21 protein-coding genes are annotated in these 20,778 nt (G+C 70.4%); 10 read left to right on the top strand and 11 right to left on the bottom strand.

The window, feature by feature from the left end; translation table 11 throughout:
- The 3 genes from OG504_RS07035 to OG504_RS07025 all read left to right on the top strand — a co-directional run bounded on the left by OG504_RS07035 (nt 1) and on the right by OG504_RS07025 (nt 3,003).
- On the top strand, nt 1-966 hold the full coding sequence (locus OG504_RS07035; RefSeq protein ID WP_405988947.1) for a phosphotransferase family protein: 966 nt from the start codon (nt 1-3) through the stop codon (nt 964-966).
- Nucleotides 967-1,032: 66 nt separating this feature from the next.
- Nucleotides 1,033-2,322, top strand: a complete 1,290-nt coding sequence (locus OG504_RS07030; protein WP_329263081.1) for an ROK family transcriptional regulator — start codon at nt 1,033-1,035, stop codon at nt 2,320-2,322.
- Between the two features lie 30 nt (nt 2,323-2,352).
- Nucleotides 2,353-3,003, top strand: coding sequence for a M15 family metallopeptidase (locus OG504_RS07025; protein WP_405988946.1), 651 nt, complete (start codon nt 2,353-2,355; stop codon nt 3,001-3,003).
- A 14-nt stretch (nt 3,004-3,017) separates the two neighbouring features.
- Here OG504_RS07025 and OG504_RS07020 read toward each other — a convergent pair whose 3' ends face one another.
- Together OG504_RS07020 and OG504_RS07015 are read right to left on the bottom strand one after the other, a co-directional pair.
- Complete coding sequence (locus OG504_RS07020) at nt 3,018-3,980, bottom strand: SDR family NAD(P)-dependent oxidoreductase (RefSeq protein ID WP_405988945.1); 963 nt, start codon at nt 3,978-3,980, stop codon at nt 3,018-3,020.
- 297 nt (nt 3,981-4,277) lie between these two features.
- Nucleotides 4,278-5,300, bottom strand: coding sequence for a PHP domain-containing protein (locus OG504_RS07015; protein WP_405988944.1), 1,023 nt, complete (start codon nt 5,298-5,300; stop codon nt 4,278-4,280).
- 80 nt (nt 5,301-5,380) lie between these two features.
- Here OG504_RS07015 and OG504_RS07010 point away from each other — a divergent pair, with 80 nt between their 5' ends.
- Nucleotides 5,381-5,617 carry a hypothetical protein gene (locus OG504_RS07010; protein ID WP_405988943.1) on the top strand — a complete coding sequence of 79 codons (237 nt, stop codon included), beginning with the start codon at nt 5,381-5,383 and terminating at the stop codon, nt 5,615-5,617.
- An 11-nt stretch (nt 5,618-5,628) separates the two neighbouring features.
- Here the strand turns inward: OG504_RS07010 and OG504_RS07005 are convergent, their stop codons facing one another.
- The 4 genes from OG504_RS07005 to otr(A) form a co-directional block, all read right to left on the bottom strand.
- Nucleotides 5,629-6,870: a ricin-type beta-trefoil lectin domain protein gene (locus OG504_RS07005; RefSeq protein WP_405988942.1), complete on the bottom strand. Its 1,242-nt coding sequence runs from the start codon at nt 6,868-6,870 to the stop codon at nt 5,629-5,631.
- A gap of 153 nt (nt 6,871-7,023) precedes the next feature.
- Nucleotides 7,024-7,620: a VanZ family protein gene (locus OG504_RS07000; RefSeq protein ID WP_405988941.1), complete on the bottom strand. Its 597-nt coding sequence runs from the start codon at nt 7,618-7,620 to the stop codon at nt 7,024-7,026.
- A 40-nt stretch (nt 7,621-7,660) separates the two neighbouring features.
- Nucleotides 7,661-8,323, bottom strand: coding sequence for a DUF4230 domain-containing protein (locus OG504_RS06995; RefSeq protein ID WP_405988940.1), 663 nt, complete (start codon nt 8,321-8,323; stop codon nt 7,661-7,663).
- A 289-nt stretch (nt 8,324-8,612) separates the two neighbouring features.
- Entirely contained in the window at nt 8,613-10,472 is a 1,860-nt protein-coding gene (otr(A), locus tag OG504_RS06990) for a tetracycline resistance ribosomal protection protein Otr(A) (protein WP_405988939.1), read from the bottom strand.
- 197 nt (nt 10,473-10,669) lie between these two features.
- Between otr(A) and OG504_RS06985 the strand changes: the two genes are divergently transcribed.
- Nucleotides 10,670-11,623: a ribose-phosphate pyrophosphokinase gene (locus OG504_RS06985; protein WP_033278914.1), complete on the top strand. Its 954-nt coding sequence runs from the start codon at nt 10,670-10,672 to the stop codon at nt 11,621-11,623.
- Nucleotides 11,624-11,679: 56 nt separating this feature from the next.
- Nucleotides 11,680-12,873 carry an elongation factor Tu gene (gene tuf / locus OG504_RS06980; RefSeq protein ID WP_033278913.1) on the top strand — a complete coding sequence of 398 codons (1,194 nt, stop codon included), beginning with the start codon at nt 11,680-11,682 and terminating at the stop codon, nt 12,871-12,873.
- A gap of 45 nt (nt 12,874-12,918) precedes the next feature.
- Here the strand turns inward: tuf and OG504_RS06975 are convergent, their stop codons facing one another.
- Nucleotides 12,919-13,299, bottom strand: coding sequence for an anti-sigma factor antagonist (locus OG504_RS06975; protein ID WP_405996269.1), 381 nt, complete (start codon nt 13,297-13,299; stop codon nt 12,919-12,921).
- A 178-nt stretch (nt 13,300-13,477) separates the two neighbouring features.
- On the bottom strand, nt 13,478-13,927 hold the full coding sequence (locus OG504_RS06970; protein WP_405988938.1) for a MarR family winged helix-turn-helix transcriptional regulator: 450 nt from the start codon (nt 13,925-13,927) through the stop codon (nt 13,478-13,480).
- A 130-nt stretch (nt 13,928-14,057) separates the two neighbouring features.
- Between OG504_RS06970 and OG504_RS06965 the strand changes: the two genes are divergently transcribed.
- Nucleotides 14,058-15,512, top strand: a complete 1,455-nt coding sequence (locus tag OG504_RS06965; protein ID WP_405988937.1) for an aldehyde dehydrogenase family protein — start codon at nt 14,058-14,060, stop codon at nt 15,510-15,512.
- A 69-nt stretch (nt 15,513-15,581) separates the two neighbouring features.
- A complete protein-coding gene (locus OG504_RS06960) occupies nt 15,582-16,688 on the top strand; it encodes an NAD(P)-dependent alcohol dehydrogenase (protein WP_405988936.1) in 1,107 nt (368 codons plus the stop codon).
- 58 nt (nt 16,689-16,746) lie between these two features.
- Here OG504_RS06960 and OG504_RS06955 read toward each other — a convergent pair whose 3' ends face one another.
- Complete coding sequence (locus tag OG504_RS06955) at nt 16,747-17,697, bottom strand: NADP-dependent oxidoreductase (RefSeq protein ID WP_405988935.1); 951 nt, start codon at nt 17,695-17,697, stop codon at nt 16,747-16,749.
- Nucleotides 17,698-17,768: 71 nt separating this feature from the next.
- On the opposite strand from OG504_RS06955, the gene OG504_RS06950 reads away from it, so the two are divergent.
- Together OG504_RS06950 and OG504_RS06945 are read left to right on the top strand one after the other, a co-directional pair.
- Nucleotides 17,769-18,716 (top strand): GlxA family transcriptional regulator, encoded by a 948-nt coding sequence (locus tag OG504_RS06950; protein ID WP_405988934.1) that lies wholly within the window; start codon nt 17,769-17,771, stop codon nt 18,714-18,716.
- A gap of 56 nt (nt 18,717-18,772) precedes the next feature.
- Nucleotides 18,773-19,600, top strand: coding sequence for a hypothetical protein (locus tag OG504_RS06945; RefSeq protein WP_405988933.1), 828 nt, complete (start codon nt 18,773-18,775; stop codon nt 19,598-19,600).
- A gap of 7 nt (nt 19,601-19,607) precedes the next feature.
- Here OG504_RS06945 and OG504_RS06940 read toward each other — a convergent pair whose 3' ends face one another.
- Nucleotides 19,608-20,171, bottom strand: coding sequence for a TetR/AcrR family transcriptional regulator (locus tag OG504_RS06940; protein WP_405988932.1), 564 nt, complete (start codon nt 20,169-20,171; stop codon nt 19,608-19,610).
- Nucleotides 20,168-20,530, bottom strand: coding sequence for a DUF1304 domain-containing protein (locus tag OG504_RS06935; protein WP_318020587.1), 363 nt, complete (start codon nt 20,528-20,530; stop codon nt 20,168-20,170). The genes OG504_RS06940 and OG504_RS06935 overlap by 4 nt, the downstream gene beginning before the upstream one ends.
- Between the last annotated feature and the right edge of the window lie 248 nt (nt 20,531-20,778).

The raw sequence follows: 20,778 nt of genomic DNA, 5'->3' as shown, positions 1-20,778 counted from the left end.
GTGACGGACTCCTCGGAGCGAGCCCGACAGGTACTCCGCGCGGCGGGCATCCCGCCCGGCGACCTCGCCCACCTCCGCCCCCTCGGCGGCGGCACCTACAACACCGTCGAGGAACTCACCCTCACCGACGGCAGCCGCTATGTGTTGAAAACCGCGCCCACCGCCCCCGGCCTCGCGCACGAGCGCCAACTCCTCATCTCCGAGGCCGACTTCTACGGCGCCGCCGCCAAGGCCGGGGTGCCGGCGCCGCGCGTCGTGGTCCTCGACGGCGACACCCTCCTGATGACGCTCTGCCCCGGCGAACCCTGGGACGACACCCTCACGGACCCCGAAGTGGTCGACCTGCGCACGGAGTTGGGCCGTCAACTCGCCCGCCTGCACGAGATCACCGGCCCCGGCTTCGGCTACCCCTCCGGCGCCCTCGGCCCGCTCGCCCCCGACTGGCGGACCGCGTTCACCACGCTCTACGACGCCGTCCTCGACGACACCCGCCGCTACGCGGCCTGGCTGCCGCTCCCCGCCGACGACATCGCCCGCACGGCCCGGTCCGCCTACGACGCCCTGGACGAGGTCACCGTCCCCTGCGCCGTCCACTTCGACCTGTGGCAGGGCAACATCCTGGTCGACCGCACCACCGGAACGCCCCGTATCGGCGGCCTCATCGACGGCGAGCGCATGTTCTGGGGCGACCCGCTGGCCGACTTCGTCTCCCTGGCGCTGCTCGGGGACATCAGGAAGGACGAGGCGTTCCTCGCGGGCTACCGGGAGGCAGGCGGACGGGCCGAGTTCGACCGGTCGGCCGGACTCCGTTACGCCCTCTACCGCAGCTATCTCTACCTGATCATGCTCGCCGAGGCGGTCCCCCGGGAGTTCGGCGACGAAGAGAACCGCCGGCGGCGGGAGAAGGTCGGCCCCGAGCTCCTCGCCGCCCTGGGAGAGATCGACGAGACGGCTTCCACCACGTAGTGTGCATTCCGTCGCCCCTTAGTTCAGGGCGTGAATTAAGAGGGTGCGGGGTTCGGAGGGAGCCACATGGCGGGGCGGAACGGGCGCACGGTACGCGACCTGAGGCGGGCCAACCGCACGGCCGTACTGCAACGGCTGTACTTCGACGGACCCCTCAGCCGCTTCGAACTGGGCCCGGCGACCGGGCTCAGCTCCGGCTCGGTGAGCAACGTCGTCGCGGACCTCGTCGCCGACGGTCTGGTCGAGGAGGCCGGCAGCGTCGACTCCGACGGCGGCCGCCCCCGCACCCTGCTCCAAGTCGCCCCGCACAGCGGCCACATGATCGGCGTCGATGTCGGCGAGACCCGCGTCCGCGTCGAGCTGTTCGACCTCACCCTCACCGAACTCGCCCGCGCCGAACGCCCGTTGGAGCAGCAGCGTTACGAGGTCGAGGTCATCGTCGGCCACATCCGCGACGGCATAGCCGAGGTCCTCGCCGCCGCCGACATCGCACCGGAACAGCTCCTCGGCGTCGGCATCGGCGTCCCCGGCATAGTCGAGCACACCCCGGACCACGGCGCCGTCGTGCACGGCCAGACGATCGGCTGGGACGCGGTCCCCCTCGAAGAACTGCTCCGCTCCACCTCCCAACTCCCCGACGCCGTCCCGTACTTCATCGACAACGGCGCCAAGACCCTCGGCCAGGCCGAGATGTGGTTCGGCGGCGGCCGCGGCGCGCGCAACGCGATCGTCGTCCTCTTCGGCTCCGGCGTCGGCGCCTGTCTCGTCACCCCCGAGGTGGAGCACGGCCGGGCCGTCGAGTGGGGGCATCTGACCGTACGGGTCCGCGGCCGCCGTTGCCGCTGCGGTGCCCTCGGGTGTCTGGAGGCGTACGCGGGTGCCGAGTCGCTGCTCGACCGCTGGCGCGAGCAGGGCGGCCGTCCGCCCGAGGGTACCGACGAGGAGACCGCGATGACCGCGCTGCTGGTCGCCGCCTACCCTCCCGAGGGCACCGAGGCCGACCCCGTCGCCCTCGCCGTCCTGGAGGAGACCGCCGAGTACCTCGGCGCCGGCCTGTCCGACCTGATCAACCTCTTCCAGCCCGAGCGCATCCTCATCGGCGGCTGGGCCGGACTCCAGCTCGGCTCCCGCTTCCTGCCCGCCGTACGTCACCACGCCACCGCGTACGCGCTGCGCCACCCCGCCGGACGCGTGACCATCGAACTCGGCCGCCTCGGCCCCGACGCGGTCACAGTCGGCGCCGCGATCCTTCCCCTCGCCGACTTCTTCGCCCGCGGCGGCCGCCGGGCCGAACCCGAACCCGAGGGCCCGCCGCCCGCCTGGCGCACGGCACTTGAGGAACGGGCCCCGCACTGAGCGGACGGGCAGGTGGGGGATGATCACTCCATGAGCGAGATCATCCTGATGTCCGACGCCCGGGTCGCCGCCATCCCCGTCGAGGAGTGCGGGGAGCCCCTCGTCGATGTGAGCGGCGCACTGCTGGTCGACGACCGCAAGAGCGACAGCGGCGCCGAACTCCACCTGCGCCAGGGCGTGTTGGACCGGCTCCTGGAAGCGGAAGCCCTGCTCCCCGAAGGCCTGCGCCTGCTGTTCGTCGAGGGATACCGGCCGCCGGCTCTCCAGCGCCGCTACTTCGAGGGCTACGGCGACGAGCTGCGCGCCGCCCACCCGGACTGGTCCGCCGACCGCATCCGGTCCGCCGCCAGCCGGTACGTGTCCCCGCCCGAGATCGCCCCGCACTCCGCCGGCGCGGCCGTCGACCTGACCCTCGCCGACACCGACGGCCGCGAACTCGACCTGGGCACCCCGATGAACGCCAACCCGGAGGAGAGCGACGGGGCTTGCTACACCGGCGCCGACAACATCACCGCCGAGGCCAGGGCCAACCGCGCCGTGCTGGGCAAGGCGCTCGACGCGGTCGGCCTGGTCAACTACCCGACGGAGTGGTGGCACTGGTCGTACGGAGACCGCTACTGGGCGTTGACGATCGGCGCGCCCGCCGCCCTGTACGGGCCGAAGGATCTCGACCTTTCGTGAGGCTGTGTCCGGGACTATCCGGCAAACGCGTCCACACCGGTTAGGTCGGCGGACAGCTTCCACAGCCGGGCGGCCTGCTCGGGGTCGATCGCCCACTCCTTGACGCCGGTGCGCTCGCCGTCGGCGGGGGCGGGCTCGGCGATGTCGCAGTCCTCCAGGTAGACGCCGCCGAGGCCGTCCAGCTGGGGCGAGGTCGCGGCCCAGACCTGGGTGGCCGCGCCCTGTTCCGGGGTCTTGAAGAGCTCGGGGTGCAGCATGTTGCCGTCCTCGTCGATCCAGCCGCGCTCCACCATCTCCTCCGTGGCCAGGTGGCGCTGGAGCGGCGTGAGGATGCCACCCGGGTGGAGCGCGAAGGCCCGTACGCCGTGCTCGGCGCCCAGCCTGTCGAGGTGGACGGCGAACAGGACGTTCGCGGTCTTCGCCTGCCCGTAGGCCTCCCACTTGTCGTAGCCGTGGCTCCAGTGGATGTCGTCCCAGCGGATCCCGGAGGCGTGGTGGCCGGTCGAGGACACCGAGACCACCCGCGCGCCGCCCGCCGCGATCGCCGGCCACAGCCGGTTGACGAGGGCGAAGTGGCCGAGGTGGTTGGTGGCGAACTGCGCCTCCCAGCCGGGCCCGACCCGGGTCTCCGGGCAGGCCATGATGCCGGCGCTGTCGATCACGAGGTCCACGGTGCGGCCGGAGGCGAGGAAGCGGTCGGCGAAGCCGCGCACGCTCTCCAGATCGCCGAGATCCAGCTCGTCCAGCTCGACGCCGTCGATCCCGGCCACGGCCTCGCGCGCGCTGTCGGGACGGCGGGCGGGGACGACGACCCGGGCCCCCGCCTTGGTGAGCGCACGGGTGGTCTCCAGGCCGATGCCCGAGTAGCCGCCGGTGACGATCGCGAGCCTGCCGCCGAGGTCGAGGCCCTCCAGGACGTCGTCGGCCGTGCTCTTCGCGTCGAATCCCGAACCGATCTTGTGCTGTGCAGTGGTCATGAGAGGAACGCTACGAATTGAAGTGCGCTCGAAGTCAAGTGAACGGGAGCGGGTGCGCGAACCCGGACATGGGGAAGCCCCGACCGCGACGGGGGAATCACGGCCGGGGCGGCCAAGTGGTGGGCACGGATGGCGGTCGCCTCGCGGCGAAAGGCTCCACAGGGCTTCAGCCGAACGATCTTCCCTGTGGGCGGAGGTTGAGGCCCGGGGACACTGTCCCATCCGCACCCACGATCTGTTCAACGGCGAACTACCGGCGGGTGTTCCTGCGTAGGTCACAGCGAGCGGTGATGTGCATCACTCGCCATTGGTCCAGTCCAGTAGTGCGCCGGCCGACCAGGTCGTCACCACCCGTTCGGCGGGCACCCCGCACTCCTCCGCCCGCGCACAGCCGTTGATCTGCCAGTCGAGCTGCCCCGGCGCGTGCGCGTCGGTGTCGACCGAGAACAGCACCCCGGCGTCGACGGCCTTCCGCAGCAGCCGCCTCGGCGGGTCCAGCCGCTCCGGACGACTGTTGATCTCCACGGCCGTACCCGACTCGGCACAAGCGGCGAACACCTCGTCCGCGTCGAAGGCGGACTCCGGCCGCGCGGCACCCCCGTCCCGCCCGATCAGCAGCCGCCCGGTGCAGTGCCCGAGGATGTCCGCGTGCGGATTCCGTACGGCGGCCACCATGCGGCGGGTCATGGCACGGGACTCCATCCGCAGCTTCGAGTGGACGGAGACCACGACGACGTCGAGCCGCTCCAGCAGCTCCGGTTCCTGGTCCAGCGAGCCGTCGTCGAGGATGTCGCACTCGATGCCCGTGAGCAGCCGGAAGGGCGCCCAGGTCTCGTTCAGCGCCGCCACCACGTCCAGCTGCTCGCGCAGCCGCTCCGGGGAGAGTCCGCGGGCCACGGTCAGCCGGGGGGAGTGGTCGGTCAGCACCGCCCACTCGTGGCCGAGCCGGGCCGCCGTACGGCCCATCTCCTCGATCGGGCTGCCGCCGTCCGACCAGTCGGAGTGGAGGTGGCAGTCGCCGCGCAGCAGCGCCCGCAGTTTCTCGCCGCCGGGGCCGGGCGGGGCGGGGGCCTCGGCCTCCAGCTGCTCCAGATAGGCGGGTACCCGCCCGTCCAGGGCCTCGCGGGCCACCTGCGCGGTCTTCGGGCCGATGCCCTTGAGGGACTCGAGCGTCCCGGCCGCGGCGCGGTCGGCGACCTCGCCCTCGGGGAGCGCCGTCAGGACCCTGGCCGCCGTACGGAAGGCGCGTACGCGGTACGTGGGGGCCAGGGAGCGTTCCAGCAGGAAGGCGATCCGGTCCAGTGCCTGCACGGGATCCATCGAGCCTCCTCCCGCGAGCGGCCCCCGGCCGGGAACCGTGGACCACTCGCGTCCGCGTGATGCGTTCTAGGCTCTATTGCATGACCGAAATGTCCAGCCCGCACATCTCCAGCCCGCGGATCATGGTGCTCAAGGTGCAGCCCGGTACCCCGCCGTTCCGCATCGTGGAGATCGACGGGGAGATGGTCGCCCAGGCCACGGGGATCACGGACGTGCTCCAGGTCGCGGCCGTGTGCGGCATCACGGTCCGCGACCTGGACGACCCGGACGTGGTCCGCTGGGTCGGGGGAGACAAGTTCACCTGGTTGCCGCACTAGGCGCTACGGATTCAGCCGACGGTCCACTTCTGGTTGGCGCCGCCCGAGCAGGTCCAGATCTGGAGCGGGGTGCCGTTGGCCGAGGTGTTGCCGGTGACGTCCAGGCACTTGTTGGCCTGGGGGTTGACGATGTCGTTCGCCGAGCTGACGGCCCACTGCTGCGCGGCGGACCCGTTGCAGTCGTAGAGCTGCACCTTGGTGCCGTCCGCGGTGCCGCCGGCGTTCACGTCCAGGCACTTGCCGAGCGCGCGGATCGTGCCGTCCGAGCCCACGGTCCACTGCTGGGCGGCCGAGCCGTTGCAGTCGTAGAGCTGTACGGCGGTCCCGTTGGCGGAGTTCGCGCCGTTGACGTCGACGCACTTGCCGGCGAGGCCCTTGATGGCCACGCCGGTGGCCGTGTCACTCGTGGTCACCGACACCGAGTCCACCAGCAGTTGGGCCGGGAAGGCCGTGGCGCTGTTCGGGTCGCCGGGCCAGTCGCCGCCGACCGCGAGGTTGAGGATGAGGAAGAACGGCTTGTTGAACGCCCAGGTGTTGCCGCCGACGTCGGCGGGCGTACGGGTCTGGTAGACGACCCCGTCGACCGACCACTTGATCGAGTTGGGCGCCCAGTCGACGGCGAACGTGTGGTAGGCGTCGGCGAAGGCCGCGCCGTTCGCCAGCGTGTAGCCGGCGCCTATCCCGTTGGCGCCGGAGTAGCCGGGGCCGTGGATGGTGCCGTGGATCGTGGAGGGCTCGAAGCCGACGTTCTCCATGACGTCGATCTCACCGGAGTTGGGCCAGCCGACCGACCCGATGTCGGTGCCGAGCATCCAGAACGCGGGCCACATGCCCTGCCCGCGCGGGATCTTCATCCGGGCCTCGACATGCCCGTACTGCGCGCTGAACTTCCCGGAGGTGTTCATCCGTGCCGAGGTGTACTGGCAAGTCCCGTACCAGCACTGGTAGTTGGCCGGGTTCTCCTTCTTCGCCGTGATCACCAGATGGCCCTGGCCGTCCAGGGATGCGTTGTTGGTGCCGGACGTGTAGTACTCGCGCTCGTGGTTGTTGACGTTGTCGCCGGTCTCCTGCGTCCACTTCGAGGAGTTGACCGCCGAACCGGCGGCCCCGTCGAAGGTGTCGGAGAACGTGACGGCGTCGGCCTGGTCGGCCGACGTGGAAGCCGCCCGCGCCGGACCGATCGCGGCGGACGCGACCAGTGCGGCGGACAGGGCGGCGAAAAGACATCTGCGGAGCATGCGTGGGGAGGCCACGGCATTCCCTTCTGTACGGCGGACGTGGGGACCGACACGCCGACTGAGGTGGGGGGTGAAAGCGTCGCCTCTTGATTTAAGGAGTGAGATAAGGAAAGCGTCAATACCTTGGTACGGACCAGTAGTTGAATGTTACGGACCGGTAGTCGAGCGTCATGAAGCGGCCTTCGGAGCTTTGGACGCCTTCGATGCCTTTGGTGTCCTTGCCGCCTTCTCGACGGGCTTCCGTGCGTGCACCGCCCGGCCCAGCCGGCGCCCGAGCAGGACCCAACCGATCAGCGCGCCCGAGGTGTTGAGGATGACGTCATCGATGTCGAAGGCCCGCCCGGTGATCAACGCGCCCTGCGCGAACTCCACCAGGAGCATGACGGTCGCCGTCAGCAGCAGCACCTTCAGGATGCCGCGTGCCCGTGGCGCGAACACGGGCACCAGCACACCGAAGGGGATGCCGAGGACCACGTTCCCGCCGATCTGCTTGATGGCGTCCCGCATGGCCGGCTGGTCGAGATAGGCCTTCAGGGAGCGGCCCGGGTGCAGATTGGTGTGCACGAGGGCCTTGGACGCGGGGGACGGCTCCAGCGTGAGCTTGGCCAGTACGACGGCGAATCCCACCATGAGGACGAACCCGATCAGCATCGCCAACACACGCACGGGGAGGGACATTTGGTGGCGTCCGCGATCGGGCCGGGCCGGCTTCGGCTCGGGCTCCGTCTTCTTGGTGGTGCGCAGGCGCGGGACGGTACGGGCCATGCGGTGGGCCTCCAGCTTTCCATGGTTCAGCAGCGCCCGGTCAGGCGCTGTACGAGATGTTCACGGTCGTGAAGCCGAGCGAGCCGAGGAGACCCTTGAGCATGCTGGTGGTGTTCGTCTGGGCACGCGTGGTCAGCCCGCTGGTCTTCGCCGCCTCGGCGATGTGCTTGGAGGCGAGTTTCTGCACGGCCTGCTCGCTGTTGGGGTTGTCGGAGAAGATGTCACCCAGGCGGTCCAGCAGGCCCCGCTGCTTGGAGACCGTGTAGGAGTGGTCCGGGTCCAGCGCCGGCTTGCCGAGCGTCGCCTTCGGCAGCTTGATGCTGGCCGTCGTGCGGTCGGCGTTGACCGTCACGTCCTGCTTCCCGAGCTTGCCGAGGTCGACATAGCCCTCCACGGTGCCCGCGCCGACGTACAGCGTGCGGGTGCCGCGGATCGCGTCGGGCAGGAACTTGGCGTCCTTCTCCAGGTCCACGACGACCTGGAAGTTGCCGGAGGCCGCGTCGTAACGGCTCATGTCCTGGATGGACTTGAGCAGCGCCGGACCCGAGTTGTCGTGGGTCTCGGTGCCGAAGATGTCCCGCAGGCCCGGGAGCACGGCCAGCCGGAGCCCGGCGAACAGCACGGCGATCACAACGACGACGGCGGTGAGCACCTTCGCCCAGCCCGGCATGCGCCGGGGTATACGGCTGATGGAAGTCGTCATGGGGACGGCCCTCCCTTCCTCGGTATGCGCATGCCCCCCAAATGCCTTGTCAGACCGACCTGTTGGTCGAATGGTCCATCTGACGGAGGCATGGAGGGCGCACAGGGGTGAAAAGTCACAGTTCCGGCCCGCCAGGAGTCCCGGCCGGTCGCAGACAGCATTTCCCGGCAGCTTCGCCTCATGCGTCCCGTGACCTTTCCGGAGCACGGTCCGTTCCGTGTCGTGACACTGGCCCCGGGTACCCCGGCCGCGCCGTCCGTTTCCTGCCTCCCGCGCTGGTGAACACCCTTCAGTGCGGCCGCAGTTCACGGTCCCCGGACGGCCGCGACCACCACATCCCCTCCCCGTGCGTGAGCCCGGGCAGGGCCAGTTCCACGTCCCGCACCCGCCGGGCCGGCAGCTCGCCGGTGATCAGCCAGGAGCCGACGCCACCCGTCGTTCCCGCGAACTCGGCACGGCAGGACGCGAGACGAGCGGTCACCGGCGCGAGCGCGTCCACCGGGACCTCCGTCTCGAAGGCGACGTACGGCTCGTACAGCCGCGTCCGCGCCAGCCGCAGCGCCCGGCGCAGCACGATCGGGGTGAGACCGCGGAAGTCCGCCGCCGTGCTGAGCGGGGCGGCATAACCGGAGCGGGTCAGGGTGACCCGGTAGTCCGTCACGGGCGCGCTCTCCAGCCCGCGGAGCAGCGTCGCGTGGACCGTGTCCTCGATGGCCTGGTGGAACGCCCGTGGGAGCGCGCCGAGTTCGGTCTCGTAGCCGAAGACCCCGCCCGAGCCGCGCTCCGCCGGTTCGACGCGCAGCCCGATCGTCGCCCAGTAGTGGGTGTGGTCGTGCCACGGGAACTCGTCGCAGGCCTCGCCGGTCCCGGCCGGGCGTTCCAGGAACCGCACCCGGCTCGGTTCGAAGTCGGCCTCGATTCCGAAGTCCTGCACCAGCGTCGCCGCGAGGACCTCCTTCTGGACCTCCCCGTACAGGAGCAGCACGGTCGCCCCGGACGCGGCCGGCCGCGCGTGCAGCAACGGGTCCTGGTCGGCCAGCGACAGGAGTGCCCTGCGCAGTGCCGCCGCCTGCTCGGGCCGCCTCGCCCCTACGACCGTCTCCAGCGTCGGCGGCGCGAACTGCGGTGCCCGCTCGGTGAGTTCACCGAGCCGGTCGCCCACCCGGAGGTCCTTCGGGCCGGTCAGCGCCCCGATGTTCCCGGCGGTGAGCGGGCCGGACCGGCCGATGACATCGAGGCGCGTGACCCGTCCGGAGACTTCGAGAGTCCGTCCGTCGGCTCCGTGACGGCGGAACGTGAGCCGCTCCTGCGGGGCCACCTCACCGTCGTAGAGCCGCAGATACGCAGTGCGTTCGCGGCCCGGGCCGGGGCGTACCGCGAAGACCGTGCCCCTCGGGGTGCCCGAGCCGGTGGCCGAGGGTGGGATCAGCCGGACCAGGTGCTCGACGAGTTCGGGGATGCCCTGGCCGCCGAGGGCCGAGCCGAACAGGAGTGGGTGGATCGAACCGTCGGCGGTGCGGGTGGCCAGGGACTTGCGCAGGTCGTCCGGGGTGGGGCGGGGGCCGTCGACGACGGCCGCGAGCACGGATGGGTCGACGTCGGCGAGAGCCTCGGCCAGGTCCGGGTCGGCGGGTGGGCGGGGGTGCACGCGTGCCGCGGGTGTGCCGAGTGCCGTCACGTCCGTCAGCGGTACGACGTGCGGGGTCAGGCGGCGGCGGATGTCCGCGACCAGGTCCTCGGCGCGGGCGCCCGCCCGGTCGATCTTGTTGACGAAGACGAGCGTGGGCAGCCGTAGCCGACGTAGGGTCCGCATCAGGACGCGGGTCTGCGCCTGGACGCCCTCCACGGCGGAGAGGAGCAGAACCGCGCCGTCGAGCACCTCCAGGGCGCGCTCGACCTCCGCGATGAAGTCCGAGTGGCCCGGGGTGTCGATCAGGTTGATCTGGGTGTCGCCGGACGTGAACGCGGCGACGGCCGAGCGGACGGTGATCCCGCGCTGCCGCTCGATCGCGCCGTCGTCCGTACGGGTGTCACCCGCGTCGACGCTGCCGAGCCGGTCGATCGCGCCGTGGTCGAACAGCAGGCGCTCGGTGAGGCTGGTCTTACCGGCGTCGACGTGGGCCAGAATTCCGATGTTCAGGGTGTGCATGCGTGGTCGAGTCCTCAAGAACCGTCGTCCAGTGGGCAGGGCGGTGGATTCCGAGGAGTCGGCGCATCTGGGGCTCCTGACATGCGGGGGAGTACGGGCGCCGCCATCATGGCGTGCAGGAGTGGGCGGTACGCAAGCCGTTTTCGCGGGTCAGTAGCATGAGGCACGGCCGGGAATGATCATGCGAGGAGCAGATCGTGCGAGACATCGCCGTGTTCAGCGGGAGTGCCCATCCCGAGTTGGCCAGGGAGGTCTGCGCGCATCTCGACGTACCGCTCAGCCCCACCCGGGTCAGCCGGTTCGCCAACGACTGCCTGGAGGTACAGCTCCAGGCCAACTGCCGGGAACGGGACGTCTTCCTGATCCAGCCGCTGGTCAAGCCGGTGCAGGAGAACCTCGTCGAACTGCTGCTGATGTGCGACGCGGCACGCGGTGCCTCCGCCGGGCGGATCACCGTCGTCATGCCGCACTACTCCTACGCCCGCTCCGACAAGAAGGACGCCCCGCGCATCTCGCTCGGCGGCCGGCTGGTCGCCGACCTGATGGTCGCGGCGGGCGCGAGCCGCGTGCTGGCCATGACCCTGCACTCGCCGCAGGTGCACGGCTTCTTCTCGGTACCGGTCGACCATCTGCACGCGCTGCGTGAACTGGCCGCGCACTTCCGGCAGTACGACCTCTCCCGCACCACCGTCGTCTCCCCGGACCTCGGCAACGCCAAGGAGGCCGCCGCGTTCGCCCGGCTGATCGGCGCCCAGGTGGCCGCCGGCGCGAAGCAGCGGTACGCGGACGACCGGGTCGTGATCAGTTCCGTCATCGGTGACATCGCCGACCGGGACGTCATCGTGCTGGACGACGAGATCGCCAAGGGCAGTACCGTGCTCGAACTCCTGGACCGGCTGCGGGACTTGGGGCCGCGCTCGATCCGAGTGGCCTGCACCCACGGTCTGTTCGCGGCGGGGGCGCTGAAGCGGATCGGGGAGCAGCCCGACGTCCTGGAGATCGTCTGCACCAACACGGTGCCGGTGCCCGAGGAGGAGCGCACCGAGAAGCTGCGCATCCTGTCCATCGCCCCGGCCCTCGCCGAGGCCGTACGCCGCATTCACAACGGTGAGTCCGTCAGCGCCCTGTTCGACGCGCCGCCGAACGAATAGACATGAGGGGACGGAGCAACGCTCGGCATCAACCGAGGTGATCAGGAGGACTCGCCGTGGCGAAGGCGAAGTTCGAGCGGACCAAACCCCATGTGAACGTCGGCACCATCGGTCACATCGACCACGGCAAGACCACCCTCACAGCGGCCATCACGAAGGTGCTGCACGACCGGTTCCCCGACCTCAACCCCTTCACGCCGTTCGACCAGATCGACAAGGCGCCCGAGGAACGGCAGCGCGGCATCACCATCTCGATCGCCCATGTCGAGTACCAGACGGAACACCGGCACTACGCGCACGTCGACTGCCCCGGGCACGCCGACTACATCAAGAACATGATCACCGGCGCCGCCCAGATGGACGGCGCGATCCTGGTCGTCGCGGCCACCGACGGACCCATGCCGCAGACCAAGGAACACGTCCTGCTGGCCCGGCAGGTCGGGGTGCCGTACATCGTCGTCGCCCTCAACAAGACGGACATGGTCGACGACGAGGAGATCCTGGAACTGGTCGAGCTGGAGGTGCGGGAGCTGCTCACCGAGTACGAGTTCCCCGGCGACGACCTCCCGGTGGTCAAGGTGTCCGCGCTTCGGGCCCTCGAAGGGGACCCCGAGTGGACCGCCTCGGTGCTCGAACTCCTCGCTGCCGTAGACGAGTTCGTGCCTCAGCCGGTACGGGACGTCGACCGGCCGTTCCTGCTGCCGATCGAGGACGTCTTCACCATCACCGGGCGCGGCACGGTCGTCACCGGCCGGATCGAGCGCGGGATCCTGAAGGTCAACAACGAGGTGGAGATCATCGGCATCCACCCGCAGAAGACCAGGACGACCGTCACCGGCATCGAGATGTTCCGCAAACTCCTCGACGAGGGCCGGGCCGGCGAGAACGTCGGACTGCTGCTGCGCGGCGTCAAGCGCGAGGACGTGGAGCGCGGCCAGGTCGTCATCAAGCCCGGATCGGTCACCCCGCACGTGGAGTTCGAGGCCCGCGCCTACATCCTGTCCAAGGACGAGGGCGGCCGGCACACGCCCTTCTTCCACAACTACCGCCCGCAGTTCTACTTCCGCACGACCGACGTGACCGGTGTGGTGACCTTGCCGAAGGGCACCGAGATGGTCATGCCGGGTGACAACACGACCATGCACGTCGAGCTGATCCAACCCATCGCCATGGAGGAGGGGTTGAAGTTCGCGATCCGTGAGGGCGGCCGGACCGTGGGGGCCGGTCAGGTCACCAAGATCCTCAAGTAGCCCTGCCCGTAAGGGAGTTCACGGAGGAGCGCGGCAGATCGCGGCTCACAACGTGCCGGACGTGGCCTCGGGCTGCCCCAGGGCCGCGTCCAGCGTCGGCTGCGGAGGGAGCAGCCGGTTGAGCCCGGTGACCCGCAGGATGCGCAGCGTCAACGGGTGGGTGCAGACGAGGTGCAGCCGACCGTCGCGCTCCAGCACCCGCTGCCGCGCCCGGAAGAGCAGGCGCAGCCCCGAGCAGTCGAAGAACTCGACCTGCGTCAGGTCGATCACGATCCGGGCGCGGGGCCGCGCCGTCACCCGGTCCAGATACGGCAGGATCTCCGTCGCCGCGGCGATGTCGATCTCCCCGCGGAACTCCAGGACCGTGAACCCGCGGTCCCGGTGGACACGCAGATACCGGGTCAGCGGCGCGGGTTCCTGCTGCACGTCCACTTCGCCTCCAACCGGCCCTCGGTGAAGCGGGGTTGAGCGTAGAAGCGCTCCCCGCCCTGCAAGTTACCCTCGATGGAGTGAATTTGAGCATGTTCGATTGACATATGTCTTCGAATCTAGCCAGAGCTTTCTGTGATGTGCGCGGCAGCCACGGACCGGCGTACGCCCGGGCTCACGACAGTGCGTGCCAGGCCTTGGACAGTGCCTGCCGGAACTGCTCGCTCTGATGTGCCGTGAGCTGCGCGACCATCCGTTCCTCCAGCTCCCGTACCGGCCCGGCGCACCCCGTCAGCAGCGCGCGCCCCTCCCCGGTCAGCAGGATCAGCAGCTCGCGGCGGTTCCGCGGATTGCGCTCCCGGCGGATCAGCCCGCGCCCCTCCAGGGAGCGCACCAGATCGGCGATCGACTGCGCGGTGACGAAGGAGTCCCGGGCGAGCTGCGCCGCGGACAGGCCGTCGTGTCGCTCCAGGACCGTGAGCGCGGTGTACTGGAGTGCGGTGATCCCGTACGGCCTGACCAGCTCGTCCAGGCGTGAGCGGACGACCAGCTCCACCTGCTTGACCATGTACAGCAGGGACGGGGGTGCCTTCGTCGCGTGGGCGCCAAGCAGGGATTCAGCCATGGATTCACCCTAGAGCATTGACAGGAAACCTGTCTGTAATGAGACTGCGAACCAGACGGGAAACCAACAGGAATCCTGTTGGTTGAAATCTTGGCAACGATAATCCTGGCAACGATGCTGAGGAGTGGCGATGACCGCCTTCGAGATCGAACCCGGCCGCCTGTTCGTCGGGGGGCAGTGGCGCGAGGCCGCCGACGGAGCGCGCACCGAGGTGGTCGACCCGTCCCGGGGCCGGGTCGTCACCACGGTCGCGGAGGCGGGCCCCGCCGATGTGGACGCGGCCGTCCGCGCCGCCCGCGAGGCCTTCGACAACGGCCACTGGTCCGGGCTCAGCGGCCGCGAACGCGGCCGGATCCTGCACCGCGTCGCCGAGCTGATCCGCGAGAACGCCGACGAACTGGCCGAGTTGGAGAGCCTGGACGTAGGCAAACCCATCACCCTGTGCCACGCCGTCGACGTGACCAACGCTGCCAACGACTATGAGCACTACGCCGCCCTCGCGTTCTCCCTGGACGGCTCGACCCGCGACACCCCGCTCAACGCGCTCGCCTACACCAAGCGCGAGCCGCTCGGCGTGGTCGCCGCGATCACCCCCTTCAACTTCCCGCTGATTCTGGCCGGTTCGAAACTCGCCCCCGCCCTCGCGGCCGGCAACACCGTGGTCCACAAGCCCGCCGACGAGACCCCGCTCAGCGCCCTCTACATGGCCGGACTGCTCCAGCGGGCCGGCGTCCCGGACGGCGTCGTCAACGTCGTCACCGGCGCGGGCCAGGTCGCCGGCGAGGCCCTGCTGCGGCACACCGGCGTCGACAAGATCGCCTTCACCGGCTCCACCGCCGTCGGCCGGCACGCCGCGAGCGTCGCAGGCGAGAACCTCACGCCCGTGACCATGGAACTCGGCGGCAACGCGGCCCACCTCGTCTTCGAGGACGCCGACCTGGAGAAGGCCGTCGGCGCGGTCATCAAGGGATTCGTCTTCAACACCGGCCAGTTCTGCATGGGCGGCCCCCGCCTGCTGGTCGCGCGCCCCGTCTACAGCACCCTCCTCAACATCCTCGCCGACGCCGTCCCCGGCGTACCGGTCGGCAACCCCCGGCTGCCCGAGACCGTCGTAGGGCCGATGGCGGGGGAGAGGCACCTGCGGAAGGTCGAGGAGTACGTCGACCTCGCCCGCAAGGAGGGCGCCCGCATCGTCTGCGGCGGCGAACGCCTCGACCTGGACGGCGGCTACTACTACAAGCCCACCGTCATCGCCGACCTCGCCAACGACTCCCGGGTGATCCAGGAGGAGATCTTCGGCCCGGTCCTCACCGTGCAGCCCTTCGACACCGAGGACGAGGCCGTCGCACTCGCCAACTCCACGCCCTACGGCCTGGCTTCGGGCATCCAGACCGGCAACGTCGGCCGCGCCCACCGCATCGCCGACCGGCTCCAGGCGGGCATCGTCTGGATCAACGACTGGGCGATGCTCGACCCCAACGTCCCCTTCGGCGGCGTCAAGGACTCCGGCTTCGGCCGCGAGTACGGCCCCGAAGGCCTCGCCGCCTACACCCGGACCAAGTCCGTCGTCGTCTCCCTCGACTGACCACGCCCACCAACGCGACCGACCACGTTCGTCTGCTCAACTGACCACGCCCACCAAGGAGTTCGTACGATGCCCACCACCACGCGCGCGGCCGTCGTCGAGTCGGGCGGCGCGCCCTTCACCCTCACCGCCGTCGAACTGGCCGAGCCGGGCCCGCACGAGGCGCTGGTCCGGGTCGTCGCAACCGGCCTGTGTCACACGGACCTCGGCGCGGCGAGCGGCGGACTGCCCTTCCCGCTCCCCGGAGTTCTCGGTCACGAGGGCGCCGGTGTCGTCGAGGAGGTCGGCTCGGCCGTCACCGGGATCGCACCCGGCGACCACGTCGTCCTGTCCTTCACGTCCTGCGGCGACTGCCGCAACTGCCAGGGCGGGCACCCCGCTTACTGCGCGACCTGGCTGCCGCTGAACCTGATCGGCGGGCGCCGTGCCGACGGCAGCAGCACCATCAGCCGCGACGGCGAACCGCTCGGCGGCCACTTCTTCGGCCAATCCTCGTTCGCGGAAAGGGCGTTGGTCGACGAACGCAGCCTGGTGAAGGTCGACCCGGACGTGCCGCTGGAGTCGATCGCCCCGCTGGGCTGCGGAGTTCAGACCGGGGTCGGCGCCGTGTGGAACGTCTTGAAGCCCCGGCTCGGCGACACGATCGTTGTGCTCGGCGCTGGAGCCGTCGGCCTGTCCGCGGTGATGGCGGCCGCGCTCACCCCGGCCACCCGGATCATCGCCGTCGACCGCGTCGGCGAACGCCTCTCGCTGGCAAAGGAGTTGGGCGCCACCCACACCGTCAACGCGGGTGAGGCCGACCTCGGCGAGACCCTTGCGGTACTGACCGACGGCCAGGGCGCCGACGGCATCGTCGAGACGACCGGCAACGTCGGCGTCCTCCGTCAGGGCGCCGACGCGCTGGCCGCCCGGGGCACGCTGGTCGTCGTGGGGGCACCGCCCTTCGGCAGTGAAGTCGCCCTGGACGTCAACGGGTTGCTCCCCGGGAAGCGGATCGTCGGTCTCACCCTCGGTGACAGCGAGACGCAGAGCTTCATCCCCGCGCTGGTGCGACTGGTCAAGGAGGGGCGGCTGCCGCTGCACCGCCTGATCACCACGTATCCGTTCGCGGACATCGACCAGGCGGTGCGGGACATGAGCGCGGGCAAGGCCATCAAGCCGGTACTCACCTTCTGACCCTTCGGCCCGGCCCGTGCTCAACCTCAGACTCGCCAGCCCGCGTTGACCCTCAGACTCAGTCGACCGTCAGCACCAGCTTGCCCGCGGTGCGGCCGGTGGCGCCGAGCGCGTGTGCCTCGGCGGCATCGGCCAGCGGGAACGTCTTGGCGACGGTCGCGCGCAACTTGCCCGCCTCGACGAGTTCCGCGATCGACTCCATGTCGGCGCGGTCGGCATCGACGAGCATCCGGACCGCCCGCACACCGAGCCGCTCGGCCTCCTCGTAGAAGTCGTCCTTGCCGATCGGCACGATGGAGACCACGATCCCGCCCGGCCGCAGCACCCGCAGCGACTTGAGCGCGGTCTCGCCGCCGAGCATGTCCAGGACGACGTCGACGTCCTTCACGGCCTCGGCGAAGTCGGTCTCCCGGTAGTCGATCGCCTCGTCGACGCCGAGTTCGCGCAGGAAGTCGTGCTTGGCCGCGCTCGCCGTGCCGATCACGTGGGCGCCCCGCGCCTTGGCGATCTGGACGGCCACGTGCCCGACGCCGCCGGCCGCGGCGTGGATCAACACCCGCTGTCCCGGCTGGAGTTCGGCGTTCTCCACCAGCGCCTGCCACGCGGTCAGCGAGACCAGGGGCAGCGCGCCCGCCTGGACGTGGTCGATCCCGGCCGGCTTGCGTACGAAGGCGCGGGCCGGGGCGGCGACGTACTCGGCGTGCGAGCCGTGGCCCCACGGGTACGACAGCATCCCGAAGACCTCGTCGCCTGGTGCGAAGCGGGCGACACCGACGCCGACGGCCTCGACGACGCCGGAGACGTCCCAGCCGAGGGTGAACGGCGGCTCGCCGAGGAAGCCGCCGGTGGCCCGGTGCTTCCAGTCGGTGGGGTTGAGCCCGGCGGCGCGGACCCGGATCAGGATCTCGTTGGCGCGCGGCGCGGGCCGCTCGACCTGTACTTCTTCCAGGACCTCGGGACCGCCGAGGGCGTTCTGCGTGATGACGCGCATGGTGTTCACAGTGCTCATGGTCAGTCAGCCTGCCGGGTCCCGCACGACAAGGAAATGGCACGATGGCCAACCTTCGATAGAATCGTGCCATGCAGCATGTGGAACGGGTCGTGGTCCTGGCGCTCGACGGCGTCTACCCCTTCGAGCTGGGCATCCCCAGCCGTATCTTCGGTGCGGCCGACGGCCACTACGAGGTGCTGACCTGCACGGTCGACGGCCGCCCGGTCCGCACCAACGCCGACTTCTCGGTCGCGGTGGAGCACGGCCCCGAGATCCTCGAAACGGCGGACACGGTCGTGGTCGCCTCCATGGCGACCCCGCGCATCCCCACCGGGCTGCCCACCGAGATCGCCGACGCCCTCGCCCGGATCCGCCCGGACGCGCGGATCGTCTCGATCTGCACGGCCGCCTTCGTGCTCGCCGCCGCCGGTCTCCTCGACGGCCGCCGCGCCACCACCCACTGGCAGGTCGTCGACCGCTTCCGGGCCCTGTATCCGCAGGTCGACCTGGACCCGGACGTGCTCTTCGTCCAGGACGGCCGGATCCTCACCTCCGCCGGCGCGGCCTCCGGAGTCGACATCTGCCTGCACATCGTGCGCACGGACCACGGCAGCGAACTCGCCAACGCGGTCGCCCGCAGCTGCGTCGTTCCGCCGTTCCGCGACGGCGGCCAGGCCCAGTACATCCAGCAGCCGGTGCCGGACGTCGGCGCCACCAGCACGGCCGCCACCCGCGACTGGGCCCTCACCCGCCTCGACGAGCCCCTCGCCCTGACCGACCTCGCCCGGCACGCCGGCATGAGCCTGCGCACCTTCGCGCGCCGCTTCAACGACGAGGTGGGCCTCAGCCCCGGCCGCTGGCTGATCCAGCAGCGGGTCACCCGCGCCCGCGACCTCCTGGAGGCCAGCGACCTGTCCGTCGACCAGATCGCCGGCCGCGTCGGCTTCGCCACGGGCGCGTCCCTACGACAGCACCTGCACGCGGCGATCGGCGTCTCCCCGCAGGCGTACCGGCGTACGTTCCAGACAACCCGCTGAACCCCAACGTTTCGGCCCGCCCGTGCGTCGTAGGAACAGGACGTGAGGGGGATGGCATGCGCAGAGGACTGGCAGGGGTCGCCGTGCTGGTGGCCGTGACGGCGGCGGGATGCGGTACGGGGGACGGGAAAGACGTCGTGGTCGCGGGCACCCCGCCGGCCACGCCCTACGCCGGACCGCTGTACGTACCGGCCAACGCCTCCGACGAATCGGGCGCCGCAGGGCGGGCGTTGGAGTGCGACGGCCCGATGTACGCGGGCGGCGGCGCCGAGACATGGAGCAAGGGCGACGGCGGCAAGACCCCCGAGGGCGGCCTGCGGGCGTACTTCGACATGGAGCAGCCGGACGTGCCGCGCACGGGCTATCGCGTCGAGCGCAAGGCGGACGGTCGCGTCCTGTTCTCGTACGACGTCGGCGGTCGCACGAAAGTCGCCGTCGTCGTCGCCAAGGACCGCAAGAACAGGCCGGGTTGGGGCCCGGAGACCAGCGCCTCCTGCGACCCGGCCGAACTCCCGGAGAGTTTCACCAAGGCGCACGGGTACGAGATCTGGACGGACAGGGACGGGAAGCGGGTCGCGACCACGGTAGTGAGCAGTTCGGCCGGCGCCGCGCATTGCGACTGGCAGAAGGCGCACTTCCTGCAGACCGGCGACGGCGAGAAGGGCAGGCTGTACGCCCGCGATCCGGACGGAGTGCTGGAGCCCGGCATGCTCACCTCCCCGTACGACGGCGACGTCCGCATGCCCAGGACCGCTCGCGACACCGGATACCGTTACCAGGACTGGCAGTTGTGGCTCGCGGCCGACGCTTCGAAGGCCTACGTCCACACGCCCGACGGCGTGGAGGCGTGGCCGCTGGTCAAGGACGGCATGGGCTGCCGCTGAGCGACCGTCACCGGCTCATGTGCAGCGCGACCAGCAACTGCCATACTTGGTCGGCGATTTCTTCCGGCGTGCCCTCCAACAGCCCGTGCAGCCAGTCCGCGAGGACCCCGCCGAAGGTCCCGGCGACGGCCGAGGCGACCAGCGGTGCGTCCGCCGCGCCCGCGAGTTCACGCTCGCGGAGGCTGTAGGCGCGCAGGTCCCGGTGCAGGACCCGGCCGAGCGGTCCGCCGCCGCCCGGGCTCAACAGGGCGCGGTACAGGGCCGCGTGGGGCAGCAGGCCGGCGAAGAACTCCGGCAGCGCGGGCGGCGCGTGCACCGGATCGGGTCGGCCGCGCCACGCGTGCAGTGCCTCCACGGCCTCCCGTACGACGTCCGCGCAGGCGTCGACGGCAAGCGCTTCCAGGCCGTCGTAGTGGACGTAGAAGGTGGCCCGGCCGACCCCCGCGCGGCGTGCCAGGGCGGCCACGCCGACCTCCTCCAGTGGGTGTTCGGCGCACTCGTCGAGGAGGGCCTGGCGCAGCCGTGCCCGGGTGCGGGCGGTCCGCCGGTCCTCGGGCTCGGCGCGGCTCACCGGGCGATCAGGACGGCGGCCAGGGCCACCGCGCCGGGCAGCGCCTGGGCGAACAGGATGCGCCGGTTCGCCGTCACCGTGCCGTAGACGCCCGCGATCACGACGCAGCTGAGGAAGAAGACCTGGGCGCGGAAGCCGGTCGGATCGGCGGCGATCAGGCCCCAGACGAGACCCGCGGCGAGGAAGCCGTTGTACAGACCCTGGTTGGCGGCGAGCGGTGCGGTGGCTCTGGCCATCTCGGGGTCGAAGCCGTGCAGACCGCGCCCGGGCTTCTTCTCCCAGAGGAACATTTCCAGCACCAGGATGTACAGATGCAGCGCGGCCACCAGTCCGACCAGCACGTTCGCGAGCGTTTCCATGATCGATCGACTCCTCGTCCTCTTGGATCGTCTTCTTGGGCAGGTGTCTACTATAACTGGACACCTGTCCATGTTCAGACTTCTCGGAGCGTGACGGAACCCTCACTTCCGCACCACCTCGAGGTTGATCTTTTACCGTTCAAACCCGATAAGCTCCCCTGCGGCGCAGCGAGTTGACGTGATCGTGACCGGTCGGCTCGTGGTGCGTCCTCCCGAGTGCGGTCTGTCCTCGCACACCCCCCTGTTCG

It is taken from the genome of Streptomyces sp. NBC_00986, from assembly GCF_045162565.1.
In the GTDB taxonomy this organism is placed as follows: Bacteria; Actinomycetota; Actinomycetes; order Streptomycetales; family Streptomycetaceae; genus Streptomyces.
This window is presented reverse-complemented; position numbering and strand designations above follow the sequence as displayed.